We start from the raw sequence: 25,163 nt of genomic DNA on the forward strand, positions 1-25,163 counted from the left end.
GTGGTAGGGTTCGCCCCCATGGCCCATTCCTACAAAAACCTGCGCCTGGCAGCCCTGGTGCTGCTGATCGTGGCCGGCACCCTGCTCGCCGCGGGCGCCGCCCTGCGCCACAGCGCCGAGCAGGCACTGCTCGAAGACTCCACGCTGTCCGCGCAGCGGCTGAACCTCTACGCGCACAACCTCAATACCCTGATCGAACGCTACCGCGCGTTGCCCGCGGTGCTGGCGCTCGACCCTGAACTGATCACCGCCCTGCGCGGGCCGCTCAGCCCCGAGCGGCAACAGGCGCTGAACCTCAAGCTGGAGCAGGTCAATGGCGCGGCGCAATCCTCGACCCTCGAACTGCTCGACCGCCACGGCCTGGCGGTGGCGGCGAGCAACTGGCGCACGCCGCACAGCTACGTGGGGCATAACTACGCGTTCCGCCCGTACTTCCAGCAAACCTTGAGCCAGGGCAGCGGGCGCTTTTACGCGGTGGGGGTGACCAGCGGCATCCCGGGGTATTTTTTGTCCAGCGCGGTGCTCGACGAGCACGGCAGCTTCCTCGGCGCCATGGTGGTGAAGCTCGAGTTCCCGCAACTGGAGCAACAATGGCAGCAAGACCGCGACATCCTGCTGGTCAGCGATAGCCGCGGGGTGGTGTTCCTGGCCAGCGAACCGCGCTGGCGCTACCGCCTGCTGCGCCCGCTGGACCGCCTCGACCAGCAGGCCCTGGCCGGCACCCGCCAGTACGACCGCCAGCCGCTGGCGCCACTGGATGCAACCCCACTGCGGCCGTTGGCGGCCAACAGCCAATTGGCCCGCATCGAGGGCGCGGACTACCTCTGGGAAACCCTGCCGCTGCCCGCCGAAGGCTGGACCTTGCACCTGCTGCGGCCTTGGCAGGGCGAGCCGGAGCGCCAGCGCAACGCCGCATTGGGCGCGGCCAGCGCCTGGCTGTGCCTGATCTTCGGCCTGCTGTATGGCTACCAGCGCCTGCGCCTGGCGCGGGTACGGCGGCACCACCAGCGCGACCTCGAAACCCAGGTAGAGGCCCGCACCCGCGAGCTGCGCATCGCCCAGGAGGGCCTGGTGCATTCAGCGCGGCTGGCGGCACTGGGGCAGATGGCCGCCACCCTGGCCCATGAAATCAACCAGCCGTTGACCACCCAGCGCATGCAGCTGGCCAGCCTGCGGCTGTTGCTCGACCACGGCCGCGTCGACGAAGCGCGCGCGGCGCTCGGGCCGTTCGAACAGATGGTGCAACGCATGAACGCCCTTACCCAACACCTGAAGAGCTTCGCCCGTAAAAGCCCGCAAGGCGTGCGCGAGCCACTCGACCTCGCCCAGGTGGTGGACCAAGCCGTGCAGTTGCTGGCCAGCCGTTTCAAACAGGAAGGCACCCAGTGCGAGCTGCAACTGGCGCGGCCGGCGCCGGTGCTGGGTGACCCGCTGCGCCTGGAGCAGGTGCTGGTCAACCTGCTGCGCAACGCCCTCGACGCCATGGCCGGCCAGCCGCAACCGCGGCTGCGCATCGCGCTGCTGGGCGAGGCCGGGCAGTGGCGGCTGGTGGTGGCCGACAACGGCGGTGGCATCGCCGACGCGCACCTGGCGCGGCTGTTCGACCCCTTCTTCACCACCAAGCCGGCCGGCGTCGGCCTGGGCCTGGGCCTGGCGGTGTCGGCGGAAATCGCCAAGGAACACGGCGGCCAGCTCAGCGCCGCCAACCAGCCGCCTGGCGCCTGCTTCACCCTCACCTTGCCCGTAGCCGAGACCGCCCCATGCCCCTGAATGCCTACGTGATCGACGACGAAGCCAGCATCCGCGCCGCGATCGAACAATTCCTCGGCCTGTGCGGCTGGCAAGTGCGCACCCTCGAGCGCGCCGAGGCCTGCCTGGCCGAGCTGCCGGCCGACTACCCCGGGGTGATCGTCAGCGATGTGCGCATGCCCGGGCTGGGCGGCCTGGGCCTGCTCGCCGAAGTGCAGGCGCGCGACCCAGCGCTGCCGGTGATCCTCCTCACCGGCCATGGCGATGTGCCGATGGCGGTGCAGGCCATGCAGGGCGGTGCTTACGACTTCCTGGAAAAACCCTTCGACCCCGAGCACCTGCAGCGCGCCCTGCAACGGGCCCAGCAAACCCGCCGGCTGGTGCTGGAGAACCGCCAGTTGCACCAGCGCGCCGGCCAGGCGGGCGAGCTGCAAGCGCGCTTGCTGGGCGCCTCGGCGCCACTGCGGGCGCTGCGCGAGCAATTGCTGAACATGGCCGGGCTGCCGGTCAACGTGGTGGTGCGCGGCGAAACCGGCGCCGGCAAAGAGCTGGTCGCGCGCTGCCTGCATGATTTCAGCCCGCGCGCGGCCGGGCCGTTCGTGGCGCTGAACTGCGCGGCGATCCCCGAGGCGTTGTTCGAGGCCGAGCTGTTCGGCCATGAAAGCGGCGCCTTCACCGGTGCCCAAGGCAAGCGCATCGGCAAGCTGGAATTCGCCCACCGCGGCACGTTGTTTCTCGACGAAATCGAAAGCCTGCCGCTGGCCCAGCAAGCCAAGCTGCTGCGGGTGCTACAAGAGCGGCGGCTGGAGCGCCTGGGCGGCAACGCCAGCATCGAGGTAGACCTGCGCATCGTCGCCGCGACCAAGCCCGACCTGCTTGACGAAGCCCGCGCCGGGCGCTTTCGCGAAGACCTCGCCTACCGCCTGAACGTGGCCGAACTGCGCCTGCCGCCACTGCGCCAGCGCCGCGAAGACATCCCGCTGTTGTTCGAGCACTTCGCCCGCCTGGCCGCCGAGGGCGCCGGCCGCCCGCTGCCGCCGTTGAGCCCCCCGCAACTGGCCGCGCTGCTGGCTCACGACTGGCCGGGCAACGTGCGCGAACTGGCCAATGCCGCCCAACGCCATGCCCTGGGCCTGGGCACGCCGTACGCCGAAGCCGCCGAAGGTGGCTCGTTGGCGGCCCAGGCCGAGGCCTTCGAAGCCCAGTGCCTGCGCGCCGCCCTCGCCCGCCACAAGGGCGACATCAGGGCGGTGATGCACGAGTTGCAAATACCGCGGCGCACCCTCAACGAGAAGATGCAGCGCCACGGCCTGGCGCGCGAAGCCTTTCTAGGCTGATCGGCAAGAATCCGCTTATGCCAGGCGCCGCCATCGGCGGATTCTTGCTTATAGATTCAAATAAAACACTTATATTTCAATTACTTATACATTGGCACGAACCCTGCTCTCTCGATCACCATCGGCGCCACTGGGCGCGCGGTAAAACAACAAGAGAAGGTTACGTGATGAACTCGATTACCCCTCCCGCACCGGGCGTGGCGGCCGCGGCCCCGGCCAAGACCCAGCGCTCGCGCCTCAAGTCGATTTTCAGCGGCTCGGTCGGCAACCTGGTCGAATGGTACGACTGGTACGTGTACGCGGCGTTTTCGCTGTATTTTTCCGCGGTGTTTTTCCCCAAGGGCGACCAGACCGCGCAGTTACTCAACACCGCGGCCATCTTTGCCGTGGGCTTTCTGATGCGCCCCATCGGCGGCTGGCTGATGGGCGTGTACGCCGACAAAAAAGGCCGCAAGGCGGCGTTGCTGGCCTCGGTGCTGCTGATGTGCTTCGGCTCGCTGCTGATCGCCCTCACCCCCGGCTACGAAACCATCGGCGTTGCCGCGCCAGTGCTGCTGGTGGTTGCACGCTTGCTGCAGGGCTTGTCGGTCGGCGGTGAATACGGCACCTCGGCCACCTACCTCAGCGAAATGGCCGACCAGAAAAACCGCGGCTTCTGGTCAAGCTTTCAGTACGTCACGCTGATCTCCGGCCAGTTGATCGCCCTGGCAGTGCTGATCGTGCTGCAGCAAACCCTGACCGAAGCGCAACTGTACGCCTGGGGCTGGCGCGTGCCGTTCGTGATCGGCGCGGTGTGCGCGGTGGTCGCGCTGTACCTGCGGCGCGGCATGGAAGAAACCGAATCGTTCGCCAAAACCCAGGAAAAACGCCAAGAGAGCACCTTCCGCCTGTTGATGCGCCACCCGAAGGAACTGGCCACCGTGGTCGGCCTGACCATGGGCGGCACCCTGGCCTTCTACACCTACACCACCTACATGCAGAAGTACCTGGTCAACAGCGTCGGCATGACCAAGGCCGACTCCACGTTGATCTCCGCCGCCACGTTATTCCTGTTCATGTGCCTGCAACCGCTGGTTGGCGCGCTCTCCGACCGCATCGGCCGGCGGCCGATCCTGATCACCTTCGGCGTGCTCGGCACCCTGTGCACCTACCCAATCCTCAACACCCTGAGCTCGGTGACCAGCCTGTGGGGCGCGTTCTGGCTGATCATGGCGGCACTGGTGATCGTCAGCGGTTACACGGCGATCAACGCCGTGGTCAAGGCCGAGCTGTTCCCGGCGGAAATCCGCGCCCTGGGCGTGGGCCTGCCGTACGCCTTGACGGTGTCGATCTTCGGCGGCACCGCCGAGCTGCTGGCCTTGCAGTTCAAGCAGTGGGGCTTTGAAAGCGGCTACTACTGGTACGTGACCGCCTGCATCGGCGTGTCGCTGCTGGTGTATCTGTTCATGAAAGACACCCGCAAACATTCGCGGATCGAAACCGACTGAGCGCACCCCGCGCCATTGCGGTTGGCCTGCATGGCCTGATGCCCCCTCGCCCATCAGGCCATGCAGCCAACCCGATGCTTTTTGATCCACAGCTTCAAAAAGGCTATAGTGGGCTCCATAGACGCAAAAGGAGCCCCGCATGCCCACCTCAGCACTGGCCCTGAACCTGAACAAGGAACACAGCCTGGCCGGCCTTCGCGCCGCGCTGCGCATCCTCGAAAAATGGCAGGCCAGCAGCGAGCAGGCGTGCCAGATCCTGCGTATTTCCCGCAGCACCTACACCCGCGCGCGCCAGGCCGAGCCCACCCGGGCAATGGCGCTGGACCTCGACCAACTCGAGCGCATCAGCTTCGTGCTGAACATCCACGCGGCGTTGCGGGTGATCTTCGACAACCCGGAAAACGTCTACGGCTTCCCCTCGCTGGAAAACCACAACCCGTTTTTCAATGGCCGTAGCCCGTTGGCCATCATGGCCCAGGGCGACATGGTGTCGTTGTATGAGGTGTTCCGCCGCATCGATGCACTGCGCGGCGCCCAATGGTGATGCTCGAAGACCTGCCGCCGCGCGAGGGCGACCCGCTCAAGGCCTACCGGCTGGTGAACTCCAAGTACCCGCCGATCAACGTGTTCGACGATGTGGCCGATGCTTCTGAATTCGAGGCACTTTACCAACTGCAGGCACTGACCAACCCCAGGCTGCAGAACGAAGTGGGCCGGCTCGAGCTGATCCCTTTGGGCGACATCCCCTTCGGCATCCCGGGCTGCTCCTATGCGGCGGCGCCGTTCACCCATGTCAACCCGGCCGGCTCGCGCTTCAGCGACGGCAGCTACGGGGTGCTGTATCTGGCCGACACCCCGGCCACGGCGATCGCCGAGGTGCGCCACCATCAGAACGCCTACTGGTCGCGGGTCACCGGCCTGAGCTACGAGCGCTTCGTGTTTCGCGGCCTGTGCTGCCAGTTCAGCGAAACCGGCGTGCGCGATGCCACGGTGCTGCCGGCCACCGCGCCGCTCTATGCGGCCGACGACTATAGCCACGCCCATGCACTGGGCAGGCAGGCACACCGGGCTGGCTGCGCCGGGCTGCGCTACCACTCGGTGCGCGCGCCAGGGCAACTGTGCTGGGCCCTGATGACCCCGCGCTGGGTGACCTCGGTGGTGCAAGCTGCCCATTACGAGATGATCTGGAACGGTGCGATCACCGGGGTCAACCAGCTTTCGAACGCCTGAGCGGCGTCACACAACCATCACCCAACCGTAACGATCATGACACCCCTCCTACATAGCCTGAGCTGGCCGAACTTAGCCGACCGGCCGCACCCCAGGCCAGCTTTAGGAGACCTGTCATGTCCCAGATCGCCCTCACCGCCGCACGCCGCCCCGAACGCCAACTGCGCGCCGAGCGCCTGATCGGCCCCGCGGCGGTCGAACAAGCCCAGGCCTTGCGCTTCCGGGTATTCAGCGCCGAGTTCAACGCCCGCCTCAAAGGCGCCGAACGGGGCCTGGACGAAGACGACTTCGACGCCTGGTGCACCCACATCGGTGTGCGCGATCTCGCCAGCGGCGAGCTGGTCGCCACCACCCGCCTGCTCGACCACCGCGCCGCGCAGCATGTGGGCCGCTTCTACAGCGAAGAAGAATTCAACCTGCACGGCCTCGGCCACCTGCAAGGGCCGATCCTGGAGATCGGCCGCACCTGCGTAGACCCGGCCTACCGCAGCGGCGGCACCATCGCCGTGCTCTGGAGCGAGCTGGCCGAGGTGCTCAACGAGGGCAGCTACAGCTACCTGATGGGCTGCGCCAGCATCCCGATGCAAGACGGCGGCCTGCAGGCCGAGGCGATCATGCAGCGCCTGCGCGAGCGCCACCTGTGCACCGAGAACCTGCGCGCCGAACCGCGCACGCCGCTGCCGAACCTCGACGTACCGGCCAACCTGATCGCGGAAATGCCGCCGCTGCTCAAAGCCTACATGCGCCTGGGCGCGAAAATCTGCGGCGAGCCTTGCTGGGACCAGGACTTCCAGGTCGCCGACGTGTTCATCCTGCTCAAGCGCGACGAACTGTGCCCGCGCTACGCCCGCCACTTCAAGGCGGCCGTGTGATGCGCGCCGTTCGCCTGCTGTGGATGCTGCTGGTGGTGCTGATGGGCCTGGCCATGGCCGCCAGCCTGATGCTGCTCGAGCGCTTCAAGGTCCCCGGCCGCCATGGCCTGCCGCAGCGCTGCATGCGCCGCTTCATGGCGGCGCTGTGCCGGGCGCTGCCACTGCGCGTGCAGGTGCACGGCGCGTTGCCGGCCACGCCGATGCTGTGGCTGAGCAACCATGTGTCGTGGATGGACATCGCCGTGATCGGCCAACTGGCGCCGATCAGCTTTCTGTCGAAGGATGAAGTGCGCCGCTGGCCGGTGGCCGGCTGGCTGGCCACCCGCGCCGGTACGTTCTACATCCGCCGCGGCGCCGGCGACAGCCAACGCCTGCGCCAGGACATGGCCGAACACCTGCACCGCCGTGGCCCGGTGTTGATCTTCCCCGAAGGCACCACCACCGACGGCCGCGATGTGCGGACCTTCCACGGCCGCCTGCTGGCCTGCGCCGTCGAAAGCGGCGCGCCGGTGCAGCCGGTGGCGCTGCGCTACCTGCGCAACGGCCAGCCCTGCGACGTGGCGCCGTTCGTGGGCGACGACGACATGCTCTCGCACCTGATGCGCGTGCTCAGCGCTGGCCCGATCGACGTAGAAGTGCACCTGCTGCCGCCCATCGCCAGCCGTGGCCAGGAACGCGCGGCGCTGGCCCACGCGGCGCAGGGCGCGGTGCGCACGGTACTGCAAAGGGCGCCGCAGGCCGTGCCCGAGGCGGTGGCGGGGGCTGTGGCCTAAGCGGCCGGCCCTACCTACCGCTGCCCCGCCGCAAACGCCTGCAACTGCGGGTAGAACAGCCGAAAATCCTCGAGCAAGTCGTCATACAGCGGCTCAAGCTCAGCCATGACCCCGTCCATCACCCCCGCCCGTGACAGGCGCCGGCCAATCCCGGCATACACCGCGTGCAAGGTGTCGAAATCCCGGTAGGCGCCCAGCCAGTCATCGGCGGCCATGCGCGGGGCGATCTGCGCCAGGCGCCCGGGCAGGTCGGGGGTGGCGCGCAGCACCCGGTACACCTCGGCGGTGAAGCGCCCCAGCGGCTCGGCGGCGTAGTCCTGCCAATGGGCGGCCAGGCAGTGGTCGAAGAACACGTCGAGAACGATCCCCGCCACCCGCCGCCGCGCACTCGGGAAGCGCGCCAGCGCCGCCAGCACCTGGGGGTGCTGGTCGGTGTAGCGGTCGATCTGCCGGTGCAGGCGGATCGCCGCCTCCAGGGTGGGCGCGTACTGCCCCGCCAGCGGCCCCTTGACGAAATCGCCATAGAGGCTGCCGAGCAGTTGCTGCGGCGCCGGGCCGCCCAGGTGAAGGTGCGCGAGGTAGTTCATAGGCAAAGCTTACACCGGCATCTGTATCACTGGCATCGATAAGCACCATGCCTGCCAGGCATTTGTGCATCGCCCTGGGCCGATCTAAATTTCGCTCAAACCCGATATACACAGACGCACCGCTGCCATGCCCGACGACTTCGACGACATCCTCAAGGCCATTGCCCACCCCCTGCGGCGGGAGATCCTGGCCTGGCTGAAAGACCCGGAGGGTAGCTTCCCCGAGCAGTACCACCCGCATGAGCACGGCGTCTGCGCCGGGCAGATCATCCAGCGCTGCGCCATGGCGCAGTCCACGGTGTCTGCCCATCTGGCCACGCTGCAACGCGCCGGCCTGGTGACCAGCCGCAAGCTTGGCCAGTGGCACTTCTTCAAGCGTGACGAAGCCGCGCTGCAACGTTTTCTCGATCAACTGAGCCAACAGCTCTGACAAGGATTTTCCCCATGCCGCTTTCCCTCATCATCCTGGCGCTCTCGGCGTTCGCCATCGGCACCACCGAGTTCGTGATCATGGGCCTGCTGCCCGAGGTGGCCAGCGACCTGCAGGTGAGCATCCCCGGCGCCGGCTGGCTGGTCACCGGTTATGCCCTCGGCGTGGCCCTCGGCGCGCCGTTCATGGCCCTGGCCACCGCCCGCCTGCCGCGCAAGCAAGCGCTGGTGGTGCTGATGGGCGTGTTCATCCTCGGCAACCTGCTGTGCGCGGTGGCCGCCGACTACAACCTGCTGATGCTCGCCCGGGTGGTCACCGCCCTGTGCCATGGCGCGTTCTTCGGCATCGGCTCGGTGGTGGCCGCCAGCCTGGTGGCGCCGAACAAGCGCGCCCAGGCCGTGGCGCTGATGTTCACCGGGCTGACCCTGGCCAACGTGCTCGGCGTGCCGCTGGGCACCGCGCTGGGCCAGGCCGCCGGCTGGCGCTCGACCTTCTGGGCGGTCACGCTGATCGGCGTGCTGGCCTTCATCGGGTTGATTCGCTACCTGCCGCGCAACCAGCAAGAAGCCAAGCTGGACCTCGCCGCTGAAGTGGGCGCCCTGAAAAACGGCGCGATCTGGCTGTCACTGGGCATGACCGCGCTGTTCGCCGCCTCGATGTTCACCCTGTTCACCTATGTAGCGCCGCTGCTGGGCGAGGTCACCGGGGTGTCGCCGCGCGGCGTGACCTGGACGCTGCTGCTGATCGGCCTGGGCCTGACCCTGGGCAATATCATTGGCGGCAAGCTGGCCGACTGGCGCCTGAGCACCACCCTGCTGCTGGTGTTCGGCGCGATGGCGGTGGTCTCCACTGCCCTGGCCTGGACCAGCCACGCGCTGGTGCCCACCGAGATCACCCTGTTCCTCTGGGCGGCGGCGGCCTTCGCCGCGGTGCCGGCCCTGCAGGTGAACGTGGTCAGCGCTGGCCAAGCCGCGCCGAACCTGGTCTCCACTTTGAACATCAGCGCCTTCAACGTGGGCAACGCCCTCGGCGCCTGGGTCGGCGGCGCGGTGATCGACCGCGGCCTGGGCCTGACGTCGGTCCCCCTCGCTGCTGGCGCGCTGGCCGTGCTGGCGCTACTGCTGACCTTCATTACCTTCAGCCGGGGCGGCAACGCCACCCTGGCCCCCGCCACTCACTGACAGAGGCACCACCTATGACGACGATTTTCGACCCGATCCAACTGGGCGACCTGCAACTGCCCAACCGCATCATCATGGCGCCGCTGACCCGCTGCCGCGCCGATGAAGGCCGGGTGCCCAACGCGATGATGGCCGAGTACTACGTGCAGCGCGCCAGCGCTGGGCTGATCCTCTCCGAGGCGACCTCGGTGACGCCGATGGGCGTGGGCTACCCCGACACCCCCGGCATCTGGAGCGACGCCCAGGTGCGTGGCTGGGCCAACGTGACCAAGGCGGTGCACGCCGCCGGTGGGCGGATTTTCCTGCAACTGTGGCACGTGGGGCGGATTTCCCACCCCAGCTACCTGAACGGCGAACTGCCGGTGGCGCCGAGCGCGGTGCAACCCAAGGGCCATGTGAGCCTGGTGCGCCCACTGGCAGACTTCCCCACCCCGCGCGCGCTGGAAACCGAAGAAATCGCCGAAGTGATCGAGGCGTACCGCCAGGGCGCCGAGAATGCCAAGGCGGCCGGCTTCGACGGCGTGGAAATCCACGGCGCCAACGGCTACCTGCTTGACCAGTTCCTGCAGAGCAGCACCAACCAGCGCAGCGACGCATACGGCGGCAGCCTGGAAAACCGCGCGCGGCTGATGCTCGAAGTCACCGATGCGGTAGTCGAAGTGTGGGGCGCTGGCCGCGTGGGCATGCACCTGGCACCGCGGGCAGACTCCCACGACATGGGCGATGCCAACCGCGAAGAAACCTTCACCTACGTGGCCCGCGAGCTGGGCAAACGCGGCATCGCGTTCATCTGCTCCCGTGAAAAAGAAGCCGACGACAGCCTTGGCGCGCAGATCAAGGACGCCTTTGGCGGCCCGTACATCATGAACGAGCGCTTCACCAAGGCCAGCGCCAACGCCGCCCTCGCCCGTGGCGTGGCCGACGCGGTCGCCTTTGGCGTGCCGTTCATCGCCAACCCAGACCTGCCCGCGCGCCTGGCCGCCGATGCGCCGCTGAACGAGCCAGACACCAGCACCTTCTATGGCAAGGGCGCCAAGGGGTATCTGGATTACCCGCGGATGTAGGGGGAAGCAGCAAGGAGCAAGCGGCAAGCGGTGAAGGAGCAAGCTGCAAGCGGCAAGCGAGGTCACACTCACTTGCCGCTTGAAACGTCCCGCTAGCGGGCTTGCCCCCCTCCCAGCTTATACGCCACCACATAATCCCCCGTGGTGGTGCCCAGCCCGCCGTGGCCACCGGCGGCGATCACCACGTACTGCTCGCCATCGACCGCATACGACAACGGCGTTGCCTGGCCACCGGCCGGCAGGCGCGATTCCCAGACCACTTCACCGCTACGCTCATCGATCGCGCGCAGGTAGTTGTCTGCCGTGGCGCCCATGAATACCAGGCCGCCGCGGGTCACGATGTTCCCGCCAATGTTGAAGATCCCGGTGTTGAACGGCAGGTTGGTGTGGGTGCCGAACGGCCCGGTGTCGCGGGTGGTGCCGATCGGGTGCTGCCAGGCGATCTTGCGGGTGTTCAGGTCGATGGCCGTCAGGGTGCCCCACGGCGGCGAGTTGCACGGCACGCCCAGCGGGTTCAGCCAGGGGTGCACGGTGGCCACGTATGGGGTGCCGTATTGCGGGGTGTAGGCCGACGGGTTGGCCGGCTGGTCGCCCTTGCCATCCCAGGCCGGCAGGCCGCCGGTTTTCTCCACCGGTTCACGGGGCATCAACTGCACGATGAACGGGATGTAGTTGGCGTTGGCCACCACCAGCTTGTTCACCGGGTCGATCGAGGCGCCCATCCAGTCGATCACGCCGTCGAAGGCCGGGTAGACGATGGTGGTCTTCAGCCCCGGCGGGGTGAACTGGCCGCGGTAGTTCAGCGATTTGAACTGAATGCGGCACGCCAGTTGGTCGAACGGCGTGGCGCCCCACAGGTGTTGCTCGGTCAGGTCGGCCGGGGTCACCGACGGCAGGCCGGTGGAAAACGGCTGGGTCGGCGAGGTGAAGTCACCGGCCACCGCGCCCTGCGGCACGGGCTTTTCGTCCACCTGGGCGATCGGCGTGCCGGTGCGGCGGTCGAGCATGAAGAACTCCCCGCGCTTGTTGGTTTGCACCAGCGCCGGCAGGCTTTGCCCGGGGTTGGCGGGGTCTGGCAGGTCGACCAGCGACGGCCCGATGGGCAGGTCCATGTCCCACAGGTCATGGTGGGTGGTCTGGAAGTGCCAGCGCTCTTCACCGGTGCTGATGTCCAGCGCCACCACGCTGCTGGAGTAGCTCTCATCGAACGGCCGGCGGTGGCCGCCGAAGTAGTCCGGGGTGGCGTTGCCCATCGGCAGGTAGACCAGGTTCAGGGCCGGGTCCGCGGTGTACACGCCCCAGGCGTTGGGGGTGCCGCGGGTCAACTCGTCGCTGGCGCCGGGTTTGAAGTTGTGCGGGGTGTGGCCCACATCCCAGGCCCAGACGATCGCCCCGCTCAGCGGGTCGAAGGCGCGCACCGCGCCGGAGGGTTCGTGCTCGGCCTGGTTGTCCCACACCCAGCCGCCGAGGATCACCCGGTCATGCACCACCAGCGGCGGCGAGGTAACGAAGTGAAAGCCTTTTTGCACATGGCCCAGGTATTGGGTCAGCGAGATGAAGCCGTGCTCGCCGAAGTCTTCGCACGGCTTGCCGGTTTCGGCGTTCAGCGCCATCACCCGGGCGTCGAGCACCGGCGCGATGATCCGCGTCGGGCAGTCGGTGGCGGTGCCTTCCGGCGCCTTGTAATAGGCCACGCCGCGGCAGGCCAGGTACACGTCGGCGTCGGTGTCGGCCTTGGGGTTGAAGCTCCACTTCTTCTGCCCGGTCTTGGCGTCGAAGGCCACTACCCAACTGTGCCCAGTGCACACGTAGAGGGTGTCGCCCACCTTGGTGGGGGTGTCTTCGAAGTTGAATTCGTGGCCGGCGTCGGTGCCGCCCTGGTCTTCACCGGGGCGCATGGTGTCGCCGGTTTGCGCCTGCCAGGCGACCTTCAGTTGGCCAACGTTGGCCGGGGTGATCTGCGCCAGCGGCGAGTAACGGTCGCCTTGCGGGGTGCGGCCGTAGAAGGTCCAGTCTTCGTCGGCCACCAAGGCATCAGGTTCAGCCTTGGCGTCGCTGGCCAGGGCCGCCTGGCCCTGGATACCCGGCGAATGCAGCAACGACGCCGCCCCCACCAGCACCGCCAGCAGCACCGCCGCCAGCAGCGGCAGTTGCCCGCGGCCGTAGCCGGGCCGTGGGCCGACCTTGCGCACCACCCAGGGCAACAGCAGGTAGATGCCCAGGCACGCCGGGATCAACAAGCGTGGCTCCAGCTCCCAGCCATTCAGGCCCACTTCGTACAACGCCCACAGCACGGTGCCGGCCAGCACCAGCGCATACAGGTGCAAGGCCCAGCGCGCGCCGCGTGCCAGGGCCAGGCCGCTGACCAGCGTGCCGCCGCCGGCCAGGAGGTAGTAAGGGCTGCCGCCCAGGGTCAACAACCAGAGGCCACCGGCGGCCAGCGCCAGCCCGGCCAAAGCGATCAGGTACCCGGTAATCCGGGGGGGAGAGGTAGGTCCTGCCACGGGGATTGCGCTCCTGGGCGCGAAGTAGAGGGATTAAAGTGTGACAAAATGTCACAAGGCCATCGCTCCAGTTAGTTAGCTGGCGAACTAAATAAGTTCGCGGAAATTTCATGACATTTACCGGGCCGCGCGCACTGCGGTGCGGCGCGATTGCCGAAGCAGGCCATTACCGGCAATAATTGATAACAATTGTCATTGGTCAGCCGTTCTCACATGCCACCTGCCGCCCCTCTCTCCGCTTGCCCGCCGTCCCCGCTCGCCTTGCGCCAGCAGGTGCTGCGGCAGTTGTTCGGTGACCATCACGGCTGGCTGTTCGAACGCCTGCGCGCGCGCCTGGGTTGCCGCCACGATGCCGCCGACATGGCCGCCGAAACCTTTGCCCAGGTGGTCGCCTTGCCAGCGCCCCAGGCGATTCGAGAGCCGCGCGCGTTGCTGACCACCATCGCCAAGCGCTTGATGTACGACACCTGGCGCCGGCGTGACCTTGAGCGGGCCTACCTCGAAGCCCTGGCCGCGCAGCCGGAGCAGTACGCGCCCTCGGCGCAGGAGCAGGTGCTGGTGATGGAAACCCTGATGCAGCTTGACGCGCTGCTCGATGGGTTGTCGCCGCGGGCGCGCACGGCGTTCCTGTGCAGCCAGCTGGACGGCATGAAATACGCCGACATCGCCGCCCTGCTCGGGGTGTCGACCATCCGCGTGCGCCAGTACGTGGCCAAGGGCTTGCAACTGTGCTGCCGCGAGCTGCTGCAATGAGCGCCCCCAGCCGCGCGGCGCTGGAGCAGGCCATCGAATGGAGCGCCAACCTGCGCGATGAAACCCTGCCAGCCCACGAGCGCCGCGCCTTCGAGCGCTGGCTCGCCGCGGACCCTAGCCATGCCACCGCGTGGCAACTGGTACAGGGCCAGGTGCAACGGGTACTGGCACCACTGGGCGAACGCCACGCCCTCACCCGGCAAACCCTGCAGGCGCCACGCCCCAGCCGCCGCCACCTGCTGCGCGGGGCGCTGGCGCTGGCCGGGGTGGGCGTGGCCAGCCAACTGCTGCGGGCCCCGGGCATGCCACTGGCCGGCTGGGGCGCAGACCTGCACACCGGCACCGCGCAGCGCTTGAGCCAGGTACTGGCCGACGGCAGCCGGCTGACCCTCGATGCCTGCAGCGCGGTCAACCTGCCCGCGCCGCGCCAACTGAACCTGCTCAGCGGCAAACTGATCATCGATGCCAGCGCCGCGGCGCAACCGCTGTGCGTGTTCAGCCGCGCGGGCCAGGTGCAGTGCCAGAACGCCCGGGTGATGGTCGCGCTGGGGCCGCAGGCGGCGCACGTATGGGCCCTGCGCGGCAGCGCCACGCTGATCAACGCAGCGGGTGCCCGGCTGGCCCTGAACCCCGGCGAAGGCGCGCGCCTGGCCGAGCCGATCAGCCCGCTGGCGGCCCACCTCAGCGGCGAAGCGCAATGGCAGGACGGCTGGCTGAACGTGATCGACTGGCCCTTGGGCGACCTGCTCGCGGCCTTGCGCCCGTACCGCCACGGTGTGCTGCGCGCCAGCCCGGAGGCCGCCGCGCTGCGGGTGTCTGGGGTGTTTTCGCTGGACAACAGCGACCGCGCCCTGATCACCCTGGCGCAAACCCTGCCGCTGCGCCTGCAGCGCCTGGGCCCGTGGTGGGTGAGCCTGAGCCTGGCCTGATTTTTTTCACCTTGCCTATATCGCTTTTGCGCGCTGGTTGCACATAGCCCATGAAGCGCTCGCACTCGCCAGCCGTTAATGGAGCCCCGCCATGCCCCGCCGTACCCTCGCCCTCACCCTGCTCGCCGCGCCGCTGGGCCTGGCCTGCTGCCTGGCCCAGGCCGCCAGCTTCGACCTGCCGGCCGCCAGCCTGGCCACCACCCTGGGCCGCATCGCCCAGCAGAGCGGCCGCGAAATCGCCTACCCGCCGGCCCTGGTCAGTGGCTTGCAGGCGCCGCCGGTGCGCGGAGAAATGAGCGCCGAGCAAGCCCTGGCGCAAGCGCTGGCCGGCAGTGGCCTGGGCCTGGAACGCACGCCGGGCGGCAGCCTGACCCTCAAGCGCCTGCCGGCCGGCGAGGTCAGCCTGGGCGAGGTGAACATCAACGCCCACGCCGACAGCGGCGCCGACAACGGCGACTTCAGCTACGTGGCGCGCAACAGCCGTGGCGCCAGCAAAACCGACACGCCACTGGTGGAAGTGCCGCAGTCGGTGTCGGTGGTCACCCGCAAGCAGATGAACGACCAGGCCGTGCAGGACGTGAGCCAGGCGGTGCGCTACACCCCCGGCATCTACGGCGAATACACCGGCAGCAACAACAGCCGCGAGCAGTTCCGCATGCGCGGCTTCTCGCCTTACGTGTTCCAGGACGGGCTGATGCTGCCCTATGGCGAAAGTGGCCAGGGCAGTATGTCCGAGCCCTACGGCCTGCAAAGCGTGGAGGTGGTGCGTGGGCCGAGCTCGATGCTCTACGGCCAGAGCCGCCCCGGCGGGTTGATCAACCTCACCAGCAAGATGCCCACCACCAGCGCCCTGCATCAACTGCAACTGCAGGCCGGCAGCCACGACCTCAAGCAGGCCGCGCTGGACCTCGGCGGCGCCCTCGACGAGCAGGGCCAGTGGAGCTACCGCCTCACCGGCCTGAGCAAAGACAGCGGCACCCAGGTCAAGCACGTGGCCAACAACCGCGACTTCTTCGCCCCGGCGATCACCTGGCGCCCCAACGAGCGCACCTCGCTCACCCTGCTCGCCCAGTACCAGCATGACTGGGGCGGCACCACCGAGCAGTACTACCCCGAACGCGGCTCGCTGGACGGCTCGCCTTGGGGCCACATTGGCAGCAGCACCTTGCTCGGCGACCCGCACTACGACCAGATGCGCCGCGAAAGCTACCAGCTCGGCTACCTGTTCGAACACCAACTGAACAGCACCTGGACCCTGCGCCAGAACCTGCGCTGGACCAAGGTCAACGTGCAAAACCGTTCCGCCTTCAACAACGGCTACGCCAGCACCACCAGCCCCGTGCTCAACCGCCTGGCCTCGGACATCAAGCGCAACATCCAGATCTTCAACGTCGACAACCAGGCCCAGGCGCGCTTCGCCACCGGCGCCCTGCAGCACACCGCGCTGATGGGCCTGGACCTGCGCCGCAACGCGCTGGACAACGACGTGGTCAACGGCACCTTCACCAGCCTCGACCCGTTCAACCCCAGCTACGCCGGCAGCGTCAGCGGCCAGTACGTAGGCCGCGACATGTACCAGGTACAGAAGCAAACCGGCCTGTACCTGCAGGACCAGATCAAATGGGACCACTGGATCGTGACCTTGGGCGGGCGCTACGACCGCGCCGAGTCCACCAGCCACTTCCGCCCCGACCGCGCCAACCCGGCCGACCGCAGCATCGACCAGGACGACCACAAGGCCACCTGGCGCGCCGGCCTCGGTTACCTGTTCGACAACGGCCTGATGCCTTATGTGAGCTACTCCCAGGCCTTCGACCCGACCCTGAACACCAGCGTCAGCGCGACCACGCCGATCTTCAAGCCCACCGAGGGCGAGCAGTACGAAGCCGGGGTGAAGTACCAGCCGCCTGGGCAAGACAGCTACCTGGCCGCCTCGGTGTACAAGCTCACCCAGAAAAACCTCACCACCGCCGACCCGGCCGACACCCGCAACACCGTGCAGATCGGCGAAGCCGTCAGCCGTGGCCTGGAGCTTGAAGGCAAGGCCGCGCTCACCCGCAACCTCGACCTGTTGGCCGCCTACACCTACACCGACAGCGAAATCACCCGCTCCGGCTACCTCACCTCGGCCTACACCGACAAAGGCAACGAACTGCCCTTCACCCCTCGCCACCAGGCCTCGCTGTGGTTCGACTACACCCTGCGCGAAGGCCCGCTGGCCGGCCTCGGCCTGGGTGCCGGCGCGCGCTACACCGGTGCGCTGTGGGGCAGCAGCGGCAGCTCGCCAGTGGCCGCGCGCCAGCGCATCAAGACCGGCAACGTGACCGTGGCCGACGCCGCCGTGCACTATGACCTCGGTGAACTGGCCAAGGAACTGGAAGGCACGCGGGTGGCGCTCAACGCCAGCAACCTGTTCGACAAGCAATACGTGACCGCCTGCAGCAACCCCAGCGCCTGCTACTACGGGCCACGGCGCAATGTGATCGCCACCCTCAGCTACAACTGGTAGGCCACTCGCCCGCGCCAACCACCCGCAACCACGGCCAGCGCGCCCGGTAGCTGGCCGCCTTGGCGGCGAACAGCGCCGGGCTGTGGATACGCGGGTTGGGCCGCAACACGCCGTGCTCCACATCCTCCAGGCCGTAGGTGGCGTATACGCTGCCATCGGCCACATCCAGCGCCACGCAGGTGCCCGCCACCAGGTAACGGTCCACGCCCTGGCGGGCGTTGTGCAGGGGTGGGTAATCGCCGCCAAAGCGCTCGCGGTACCACAGGTGCACCCGCGCCTGGTTCTTGATGTCGATGTTCACTGGCAGGTCTGCAAACGCCTCGCGCACCCGCTGGATCACGGCATCTTCGGCCTCCCAGCGGGTATCGGCGTCAAAATAGAAAAGGTCGTAATCCTTCACCCCCCAGTCCGGCGGGCGCCCGGCCTGGGCGTTCCACACCGCCTGGAACAGGCACCCGGCACACAGCAGGCACTGCCCGATGCCCAGCGCGGGCAGGCGCTCGGCCAGGGCGGCATTGACCGGGTTGGCCAGGGCCAGGTCGCGGAAGGTGGCGCTGCTCATCGCCATGGCGGGGGCCTTGTGGCTGGGGACACCGCCAGTGTAGCCCGGCAACATGGCAGCTCTGAGCGTGGATCGGGAATGGATCCTTTTTGCGAGTCATATCTGTATGTAAATATTTTCCATTTACGATAAATTGCTATTTACATTTTTTTTACATTTGCATACCTTCTGCTCGCTCGCTACTCAGCGTGCTTCGCAAGCCCAGACATTCCCTGACCGACACCGTGCCGCGGGGGCACGGCGGACGCTTGCGCCTTGCCCGAGGACTTCAATAATTATGAAAACTTTCCCACTGCGCTCGTTGGCGCTGTCCATTTCGCTGCTCAGCGCTGGCCTGGCCCATGCCGCGCCGGTGAGCTTGCACCTGCCTGCCCAGCCGCTGGGCCAAGCCTTGCAGGCGCTCGGCCAGGCGGCCGGCCTACGGGTGGTGTTCCCGCAAGCCGCAGTCGCGGGTAAAACCGCCCCGGCGCTGAACGGGCAAATGGAACCTGCTGCCGCCTTGCAACAACTGCTCGCCGGAAGCGGGCTGGTCGGGAGCGTACAAGGGAATGTCGCGACGGTCGTGGATGCGGGGTCGGCGGGGGCTGATGGCAGCATTCAGTTGGGGGTTAGTCAGGTGTCGGCGGAGGGGGAAATCGCAAGCGTGACCAGCGACCCAGCCTCGACTGAGGGGGTGAAGTCATACACCACCAAAAGCATGAACACCGCGACCAAGCTGCCGCTGTCGATCCGTGAAACGCCGCAATCGGTGAGCGTGATCACCCGCCAGCGCATCGAAGACCAAGGCATGAACGACCTGAACGATGTGGTCAAGAACGCCCCGGGTGTGACGATCAAAAAGTATGGTTCGGACCGCCAGATGTTCCTGTCTCGGGGGTTTCAGATCGACAACATCATGTACGACGGTTTACCGACCAGCGTAGGTACGTACACGCAAGACGTGCTGTCCTCTGCGGACCTGGCCATGTACGACCGTGTTGAAGTCGTGCGCGGTGCCACCGGCCTGATGACTGGCGCTGGCAGCCCCTCCGCAACCCTGAACCTCGTGCGTAAACGCCCTACCGATACGCCACAGGCCAGCATCACCACCAGCGCTGGAAGTTGGGATCGCTATCGCACCGAGGTAGATGCGTCTAACCGGCTCAATGATTCAGGCACCGTGCGTGGCCGCGTCGTTGCGGCGTATCAGGACTACAAAAGCTTCACGGACATCCGTGAAAACCAGCGCCAGACCTTCTACGGGATTGTTGAAGCCGACCTGAACGATTCGACGATGTGGACGATAGGCGCATCCAAACAGCGCGATGACAACGTATCTGACTGGGGCGGCTTGCCCAGCGGCACCAACGGCGAAAACCTTCACCTACCGCGTTCGGCGTTTCTCAGCAACGACTGGGCGGCCTGGGACAAAGACAACTACACGCTGTTCAGCGATCTGACCCACCACTTCGACAACGGTTGGACCGCCAAGCTGGCTGCGCAGAAAATCTGGGGCAAGGTCTATACCTATTCCAGCTACCCGTTCTACAGCAACGGCACGATCACCCAATCAAGCGGGCAATATCACGACACCGACGACCAGACCAACGCCGATCTGTCGCTCTCCGGGCCTTTCCAGCTGTTTGGCCGGGAGCATGAACTGAGCGTGGGCACCAGTTTCCGCAAGGAAGAGTTTGATATCTGGGGTGGCTATTGGCTGCAGAGCAACGTGATCAACGCCTACGACTTTGACCACAACGTAGGCAAGTACAACCCAAGCGATCGCCAACCCTACGCCAGCGCCAATACTGCGACCGAAAAATCCGTTTACGCCGTTGCACGCTTCAACCCAATTGACCCACTGCATATCATCATCGGCAGCCGGGTGCTTTGGTACAACTACGATGATCGCTCGGGCATCAACGACTACAACGTCACGCAGAAAGTGACACCGTACGCGGGTGTGATCTACGACCTGAACGACACCTACTCGGCGTACGCCAGCTATACGCAAATCTTCAAGCCGCAGAACTACCAGACCGCGGGCGGTGGTGTCGTCGAGCCTATGAGTGGTGAAAACTATGAGATTGGCCTGAAGGGCGAGTACCTGAACGGCGCGTTGAACGGCACCGTCGGGCTGTTCAACATGATCCAGAAAAACCGCGCTTACGAGATCACCAACGACAGTGCGCTGACCTGCCCAACCTTCCCCGCACAGCGCTGCTATGACACAGCGGGCAAAGTGATTAGCCGCGGTATCGACGCCGAGATCAGCGGTTCGATCACCCCGAGCTGGCAGTTCTCGGCGGCGTACACCTTGGTTCTGAGCCAATTCGATACCGATACCAGCGACGACGGTAAGAAATTTGCCCCGGAACAGCCCAAGCATTTGTTCAAAGCTGCGACCAACTACACCTTACCGGGCGCCTTGCACAAGTTGCGCGTCGGCGCCGATGTTTATGCGCAAAGCGAAACGTTCCGGGCGGTTGGCACCAACGGTGGTACGTCAGATCAGGACGCTTACGCCATCTTCGGGCTGATGGCGGGCTACAAGTTTGATGAGCATTGGGACGCACGCGTGAACCTGAACAACCTGACGGACGTAAAGTACTGGCAAGGGCTGCCAACGGCTGGTGGCGGGGGAGTTTATGGTGACCCGCGTAACGTGATGTTCAGCTTGCAGTGGAAAATGTAAACAGCCAACCACAACAACGCCAGCCCCAGGGCTGGCGTTGTTGTTTAGCGCTGCAGCCACCTCAACGCCGCGCGTCGATCTGCTGCTGCAGGTTCTGAATCTGCCCCTGCACCGAGTTGAAGTTGCGCGTGGTCTGCCCGCGGAACGAGTCGAACTCCTGATTGTTCGGCCCGTTGTTGCTGGCCGCCGGCGCCGGGCGGTTTTCCACTTCGCTCTTGAGCACGATCAAGTCTTGCTCGGCCTGCTGCAGGCGGCCGCTGAGGTCGGGTTGTTTCTTCAGGTTGGCGATGTCCGCGCCGAGGCTTTTCAGCTGCGCGTCTACGTTCCCCTGCCCGGCCTGGGCGGCCTTGAGGGTGCCGAGGTCGGCCGCGAGGGTTTTCAGGGCTTGCTCGTTGGCGCTTTGCTGGGCGGCCAGTTGCGCGGCCAATTGCTCAACGCGCTTGCCCAGATCGCCCTGCTGCCCGGCCACGCCCTGGGCGGCGCGGTTCTGGTCGTCGAGCTTGCCTTGCAACTGCTTGATCGTCAGCTTCATCGCCTCGGTGTCGGAGGTGCTGCTGGTTTCGCCTTCGGCCATCTTGCCGCTGATGTCGCGCAGGCGGCCGGCGGCTTCTTCGCTGACCTTGGCGAAGCTTTCCTGGGTGGCCACCAGTTGCTGCTCCATCAGCGAAATTTGCTGGAAGCTCCACCAGCCCAGCCCGCCTAGGGCCAGCACCAACGCCAGCACCAGCGCCCACAGCGCGCCGCTGCCCGGCGCCTTGACCTTCACTACCGGGGTGTTGCGCGAGTACACCGCCTCCGGCTCGCGGCGGCCACGGCCGTGGCGGGGCTCGGCCGGCTCTGGGTCGGCGAAGTCATCGTCGCGGTTGTCTGCGCGCAGGCTGGGCAGGTTGTCGTCGAAGTCGTCCAGCGGTTCTTTTGCCATGGGTAACCTTCAAAACGGAGGTGATAGCGAAGTGCCCGAGATTCTATACCGGAACACCGCCGCTGCGATCGACCCTGAAAAACCCGGGCTGTTCAGCGATATTTGCCAGAGGTGTCGAGGGCCTTCCACCACTGGCTGAATTCATCCAGGGCATCCCACACCGGCACCGGCGCGGTGTAGCCCAGATGATGCCGCGCGCGGCTGATGTCGAGGGTGAAATCTTCGCTCAGCCGGCCCACATCCGCCCAGTTGATCGCCGGCCGCGGCCGCCCTGGCCACGGCCGGCAGGCGGCTTCGGCGAACAGCGCCTTGGCGCGGGCCCAGGCCGGGCGTTGGTAACGGTCGATCCGCGGCAACTGCAACTGCCGGGCGAGGTAGTTGGCCACGTCCCACAGCGGCACCGGCGCGCCATTGCTGATGTTATAAGCCCGGCCCAGCCCGGCGCCCTCGGCGCGCACCGCCAGCAGCAGGGCCAGGCAGAGGTTGTTGGCGCTGGTGAAGTCGACCCGGTTCAGGCCGTTGCCGGTGATGCGCAGGCGGCCCTTGGCGTGCAATTGCAGCAGCCGCCCCAGCCATTGCCCGGCGCCGGCACCGACCACCCGGGTGGGGCGCAGGGCGACCACTTGCAGGCCAAACTCCTCGGCGCCGAACACCCGCTGTTCGGCCTGAAAGCGCAGCCGCCCATAGGCGCTGCGCTGGCGCGCCGGCAGTTGCTCCTCGCGCACCGGCGCCAGGCCGCCGCGGTACAGCTCGGCGGTCGACACGTACACCAGCCGCTGCACGTGCTCCTTGAGGCAGGCTTCGACCACGTTTTCGGTGGCGCCGAGCACGTCGCGCTGCAGCACCAGCTTGCCGGCCCAGGGGTCGGCCACCCCGGCGGCGTGCACCACGGTGTCGACTCCGGCGCACAGCCGGCGGGCAAAGTCGGCGTCGGCCAGGTCGCCCTCCAGGCACTGCGCGCCCAGGCGCTTGAGCGCCTCCAGCGCGCCCGGCCGGCGGCTGCAGGCGCGCACCTGCCAGCCTTGCTCGAGTGCCACGCGGGCAAAGCGCCCGCCGATGAAACCGGTGGCCCCGGTTACCAGAATATTCATGCATCGCCCCGCGGTTGTTCATTGCCGTGCGTGCTGAGGACGCCCGCGGGGGGAATCAAGGCACGCGGCGCCTCGCGCAGCAAGTGGCGGGTGAGCGCGGCCAGCAATTCGCCGCCGTTGCGCCAGTGGTGCCAGTACAGCGGCACGTCGCTGTGGTAGCCGGGCAGCAGTTCGACCAGCACTCCCTCGGCGAGCAGCCGCGCGGCTTGCATCTCCGGGATCAGGCCCCAGCCAGCGCCGGCCTCGGCCATGCGCATGAAACCCTCCGACGACGGGCACAGGTGGTACACCTGCACACTGCTCACCCCCAGGCTGGCCATGTAGCGGTGCTGGAGGAAGTCGTCCGGGCCGAACACCAGCGCCGGCGCCGCGGCCAGCGCCTCTGGGCTGAAGCCGCCGGGCATCCAGCGCTGGATGAACGCCGGGGTGGCCAGCGGCCGATAACGCATCGCCCCCAGCGGCTCGCTGCGGGCCCCGGCCACGGGCCGCTCGGCGGCGCACACACAGGCGGCCACTTCGCCGGCGCGCATGCGCTTCAGGCCCACGTCCTGGTCTTCGACCACCAGGTCGAGGAGCAGGCCGTGTTCGCTGCAGAAGCTTCCGATCGCCCCGGCCCACCAGGTCGCCAGGCTGTCGGCGTTGAGCGCCACGCGCAGGCGCTCGGGGAGTTTGTCTTCGTCCAGCGCCGGCACCCGCCCGCGCAGGTCGCGCTCAAGCAGGCGCACCTGCTGCACATGGTTGAGCAAACGCCGGCCAATCCCGGTGGGCTCGGGCGGCAACGCGCGCACCAGCACCGGCTCGCCGACCCGCGCCTCGAGCAGTTTGATCCGCTGCGACACCGCCGACTGCGAGAGCCCGAGCGCCGCGGCGGCGCGCTCGAAGCCGCCTTGTTCGATCACCGCCGCCAGGGCGCTGAGCAATTTGTAGTCGAACATTCCGGGCCGCCTTGCAGAGTTATCATTTTTCCTAATATGCCATGACGATCATTGATTTTGCTAATCAAGCCTCACCACGGAGAATGCCCATCTCTGACTGGGAGCCTTCTTAATATGTGGCAAAGCTACCTCAACGGGCTGTTTGTATCCGCCGGCCTGATCGTTGCGATCGGCACACAAAACGCCTTCGTCTTGGCGCAAAGCCTGCGCCGCGAGCACCACTTGCCGGTGGCGGCGTTGTGCGTGCTGTGCGATGCCCTGCTGATGAGCGCCGGGGTGTTCGGCCTGGCCAGCGTGCTGGCGCAAAACCCCACCTTGCTGGCGCTCACCCGCTGGGGTGGGGTGGCGTTCCTGCTTTGGTACGGCGCCCAGGCGCTGCGCCGCGCCTGCCGCCGCCAGGCCTTGGACAGCGCCGCGGCCACGGGCCGGCGCTCACGCCGCGCGGTGCTGGCCAGCGCGCTGGCGGTGACCCTGCTCAACCCCCACGTTTACCTCGACACCGTGCTGCTGGTGGGCTCGCTCGGCGCCCAGCAAACCACCCCAGGGGCCTACGTGGCCGGCGCCGCCAGTGCCTCGGCGCTGTGGTTCTTCGCCCTCGCGCTGGGCGCGGCGTGGCTGGCGCCGTGGCTGGCACGGCCGGCCACCTGGCGGCTGCTCGACCTGATGGTGGCGGTGATGATGTTCGCGGTGGCGCTGCAACTGGTCGCCGGTCAGTTCGCCTAGCGCAGCGCGCAAGGGCTCTGGAACCTCTATCCCACACAGTTGTTGCGTGGTTAAGGCCAAGGGCCGGTGCTATGATCGGTCGCTGCGCCGCAAAGAGTACAAACTCTACGGCGCCCACGAGGGGCCGCCCGTGATCGGCCTTGCGCAAACCGCAACAGACCTGATTAGGAGAATCACCATGGCGTTCGAACTGCCGCCGCTGCCCTACGCACACGATGCCCTGCAGCCGCACTTTTCCAAGGAAACCCTGGAATTCCACCACGACAAGCACCACAACACCTACGTCGTGAACCTCAACAACCTGGTACCGGGCACTGAATTCGAAGGCAAGACCCTCGAAGAAATCGTCACCTCGTCGTCCGGTGGCATCTTCAACAACGCCGCCCAGGTCTGGAACCACACCTTCTACTGGAACTGCCTGAGCCCCAACGGCGGCGGCCAGCCGACCGGCGCCCTGGCCGATGCCATCGTCGCCTCGTTCGGCTCGTTCGAGAAGTTCAAGGAAGAGTTCACCAAAACCGCGGTCGGCACCTTTGGCTCCGGCTGGGGCTGGCTGGTGAAAAAAGCCGACGGTTCCCTGGCCCTGGCCAGCACCATCGGCGCCGGCAACCCGCTGACCAGCGGCGACACCCCGCTGCTGACCTGCGACGTCTGGGAACACGCCTACTACATCGACTACCGCAACGTGCGGCCGAAGTACGTCGAGGCGTTCTGGAACCTGGTCAACTGGCAGTTCGTGGCCGAGCAGTTCGAAGGCAATACCTTCAAGGCCTGAGCCACTGCCCCCGCCGCACCGAACGCCCCGCTTTAGCGGGGCGTTTTTCGTCTGGGACCTGGTACTGCCGTTCGCC

Annotated in this window: 22 protein-coding genes; 16 read left to right on the plus strand and 6 right to left on the minus strand. The window is 66.9% G+C overall.

From position 1 onward, the window contains the following. Positions 1–18: 18 nt before the first annotated feature. The 7 genes from ACFZCE_RS12400 to ACFZCE_RS12430 all read left to right on the plus strand — a co-directional run bounded on the left by ACFZCE_RS12400 (position 19) and on the right by ACFZCE_RS12430 (position 7,448). Entirely contained in the window at positions 19–1,770 is a 1,752-nt protein-coding gene (locus ACFZCE_RS12400) for an ATP-binding protein (RefSeq protein WP_390939242.1), read from the plus strand. Beyond that, positions 1,761–3,086, plus strand: a complete 1,326-nt coding sequence (locus tag ACFZCE_RS12405) for a sigma 54-interacting transcriptional regulator (RefSeq protein ID WP_390939244.1) — start codon at positions 1,761–1,763, stop codon at positions 3,084–3,086. Before ACFZCE_RS12400 ends, ACFZCE_RS12405 begins: the two co-directional genes overlap by 10 nt. Positions 3,087–3,250: 164 nt before the next feature. Next, positions 3,251–4,573: an MFS family transporter gene (locus ACFZCE_RS12410; RefSeq protein ID WP_390939246.1), complete on the plus strand. Its 1,323-nt coding sequence runs from the start codon at positions 3,251–3,253 to the stop codon at positions 4,571–4,573. 139 nt (positions 4,574–4,712) lie between these two features. Next, complete coding sequence (locus ACFZCE_RS12415; protein ID WP_390939248.1) at positions 4,713–5,117, plus strand: antitoxin Xre-like helix-turn-helix domain-containing protein; 405 nt, start codon at positions 4,713–4,715, stop codon at positions 5,115–5,117. Further along, positions 5,111–5,803, plus strand: coding sequence for an RES domain-containing protein (locus ACFZCE_RS12420; RefSeq protein WP_390939250.1), 693 nt, complete (start codon positions 5,111–5,113; stop codon positions 5,801–5,803). Before ACFZCE_RS12415 ends, ACFZCE_RS12420 begins: the two co-directional genes overlap by 7 nt. Positions 5,804–5,919: 116 nt before the next feature. Continuing rightward, positions 5,920–6,675 carry an L-ornithine N(alpha)-acyltransferase gene (gene olsB / locus ACFZCE_RS12425; RefSeq protein WP_390939252.1) on the plus strand — a complete coding sequence of 252 codons (756 nt, stop codon included), beginning with the start codon at positions 5,920–5,922 and terminating at the stop codon, positions 6,673–6,675. Beyond that, positions 6,675–7,448, plus strand: coding sequence for a 1-acyl-sn-glycerol-3-phosphate acyltransferase (locus ACFZCE_RS12430; RefSeq protein ID WP_390939254.1), 774 nt, complete (start codon positions 6,675–6,677; stop codon positions 7,446–7,448). The genes olsB and ACFZCE_RS12430 overlap by 1 nt, the downstream gene beginning before the upstream one ends. A 14-nt stretch (positions 7,449–7,462) precedes the next feature. Here ACFZCE_RS12430 and ACFZCE_RS12435 read toward each other — a convergent pair whose 3' ends face one another. Then, positions 7,463–8,035, minus strand: coding sequence for an ACP phosphodiesterase (locus ACFZCE_RS12435; protein ID WP_390939256.1), 573 nt, complete (start codon positions 8,033–8,035; stop codon positions 7,463–7,465). A gap of 127 nt (positions 8,036–8,162) precedes the next feature. Between ACFZCE_RS12435 and ACFZCE_RS12440 the strand changes: the two genes are divergently transcribed. Genes ACFZCE_RS12440 through ACFZCE_RS12450 form a run of 3 tightly spaced genes read left to right on the plus strand, consistent with a single transcriptional unit; the run spans position 8,163 to position 10,710 of the window. Further along, positions 8,163–8,465: an ArsR family transcriptional regulator gene (locus tag ACFZCE_RS12440; RefSeq protein WP_390939258.1), complete on the plus strand. Its 303-nt coding sequence runs from the start codon at positions 8,163–8,165 to the stop codon at positions 8,463–8,465. A 14-nt stretch (positions 8,466–8,479) separates the two neighbouring features. Next, entirely contained in the window at positions 8,480–9,646 is a 1,167-nt protein-coding gene (locus ACFZCE_RS12445; protein ID WP_390939260.1) for an MFS transporter, read from the plus strand. 14 nt (positions 9,647–9,660) lie between these two features. Then, on the plus strand, positions 9,661–10,710 hold the full coding sequence (locus tag ACFZCE_RS12450) for an alkene reductase (protein ID WP_390939262.1): 1,050 nt from the start codon (positions 9,661–9,663) through the stop codon (positions 10,708–10,710). A 92-nt stretch (positions 10,711–10,802) separates the two neighbouring features. Here the strand turns inward: ACFZCE_RS12450 and ACFZCE_RS12455 are convergent, their stop codons facing one another. Then, a complete protein-coding gene (locus tag ACFZCE_RS12455) occupies positions 10,803–13,214 on the minus strand; it encodes a membrane-bound PQQ-dependent dehydrogenase, glucose/quinate/shikimate family (RefSeq protein WP_390939264.1) in 2,412 nt (803 codons plus the stop codon). A 213-nt stretch (positions 13,215–13,427) separates the two neighbouring features. Here ACFZCE_RS12455 and ACFZCE_RS12460 point away from each other — a divergent pair, with 213 nt between their 5' ends. From ACFZCE_RS12460 to ACFZCE_RS12470, 3 genes are all read left to right on the plus strand, one after another. After that, entirely contained in the window at positions 13,428–13,967 is a 540-nt protein-coding gene (locus tag ACFZCE_RS12460) for a sigma-70 family RNA polymerase sigma factor (protein ID WP_390939266.1), read from the plus strand. Further along, a complete protein-coding gene (locus ACFZCE_RS12465) occupies positions 13,964–14,896 on the plus strand; it encodes a DUF4880 domain-containing protein (RefSeq protein ID WP_390939268.1) in 933 nt (310 codons plus the stop codon). Before ACFZCE_RS12460 ends, ACFZCE_RS12465 begins: the two co-directional genes overlap by 4 nt. Positions 14,897–14,987: 91 nt before the next feature. Beyond that, complete coding sequence (locus ACFZCE_RS12470) at positions 14,988–17,405, plus strand: TonB-dependent siderophore receptor (protein WP_390939270.1); 2,418 nt, start codon at positions 14,988–14,990, stop codon at positions 17,403–17,405. On the opposite strand, the gene ACFZCE_RS12475 is transcribed toward ACFZCE_RS12470, so the two are convergent. Next, on the minus strand, positions 17,389–17,973 hold the full coding sequence (locus ACFZCE_RS12475; RefSeq protein ID WP_390939272.1) for a nucleotidyltransferase family protein: 585 nt from the start codon (positions 17,971–17,973) through the stop codon (positions 17,389–17,391). The two genes, ACFZCE_RS12470 and ACFZCE_RS12475, sit on opposite strands and share 17 nt — an antisense overlap. A 271-nt stretch (positions 17,974–18,244) precedes the next feature. On the opposite strand from ACFZCE_RS12475, the gene ACFZCE_RS12480 reads away from it, so the two are divergent. Next, a complete protein-coding gene (locus tag ACFZCE_RS12480; protein WP_390939274.1) occupies positions 18,245–20,641 on the plus strand; it encodes a TonB-dependent siderophore receptor in 2,397 nt (798 codons plus the stop codon). A 61-nt stretch (positions 20,642–20,702) separates the two neighbouring features. On the opposite strand, the gene ACFZCE_RS12485 is transcribed toward ACFZCE_RS12480, so the two are convergent. From ACFZCE_RS12485 to ACFZCE_RS12495, 3 genes are all read right to left on the minus strand, one after another. Further along, positions 20,703–21,563 carry an ATPase gene (locus ACFZCE_RS12485; protein ID WP_390939276.1) on the minus strand — a complete coding sequence of 287 codons (861 nt, stop codon included), beginning with the start codon at positions 21,561–21,563 and terminating at the stop codon, positions 20,703–20,705. 92 nt (positions 21,564–21,655) lie between these two features. Further along, complete coding sequence (locus tag ACFZCE_RS12490) at positions 21,656–22,654, minus strand: NAD-dependent epimerase/dehydratase family protein (RefSeq protein WP_390939278.1); 999 nt, start codon at positions 22,652–22,654, stop codon at positions 21,656–21,658. Further along, entirely contained in the window at positions 22,651–23,589 is a 939-nt protein-coding gene (locus ACFZCE_RS12495; protein ID WP_390939280.1) for an ArgP/LysG family DNA-binding transcriptional regulator, read from the minus strand. Before ACFZCE_RS12495 ends, ACFZCE_RS12490 begins: the two co-directional genes overlap by 4 nt. Positions 23,590–23,703: 114 nt before the next feature. On the opposite strand from ACFZCE_RS12495, the gene ACFZCE_RS12500 reads away from it, so the two are divergent. After that, positions 23,704–24,312, plus strand: a complete 609-nt coding sequence (locus ACFZCE_RS12500; RefSeq protein WP_390939282.1) for a LysE family transporter — start codon at positions 23,704–23,706, stop codon at positions 24,310–24,312. A gap of 178 nt (positions 24,313–24,490) precedes the next feature. Beyond that, positions 24,491–25,087 (plus strand): Fe-Mn family superoxide dismutase, encoded by a 597-nt coding sequence (locus tag ACFZCE_RS12505; protein ID WP_390939284.1) that lies wholly within the window; start codon positions 24,491–24,493, stop codon positions 25,085–25,087. The last annotated feature ends 76 nt before the right edge of the window (positions 25,088–25,163 follow it).

Origin of the sequence: Pseudomonas sp. NPDC007930 (assembly GCF_042958985.1) — a bacterium.
Lineage (GTDB): Bacteria > Pseudomonadota > Gammaproteobacteria > Pseudomonadales > Pseudomonadaceae > Aquipseudomonas.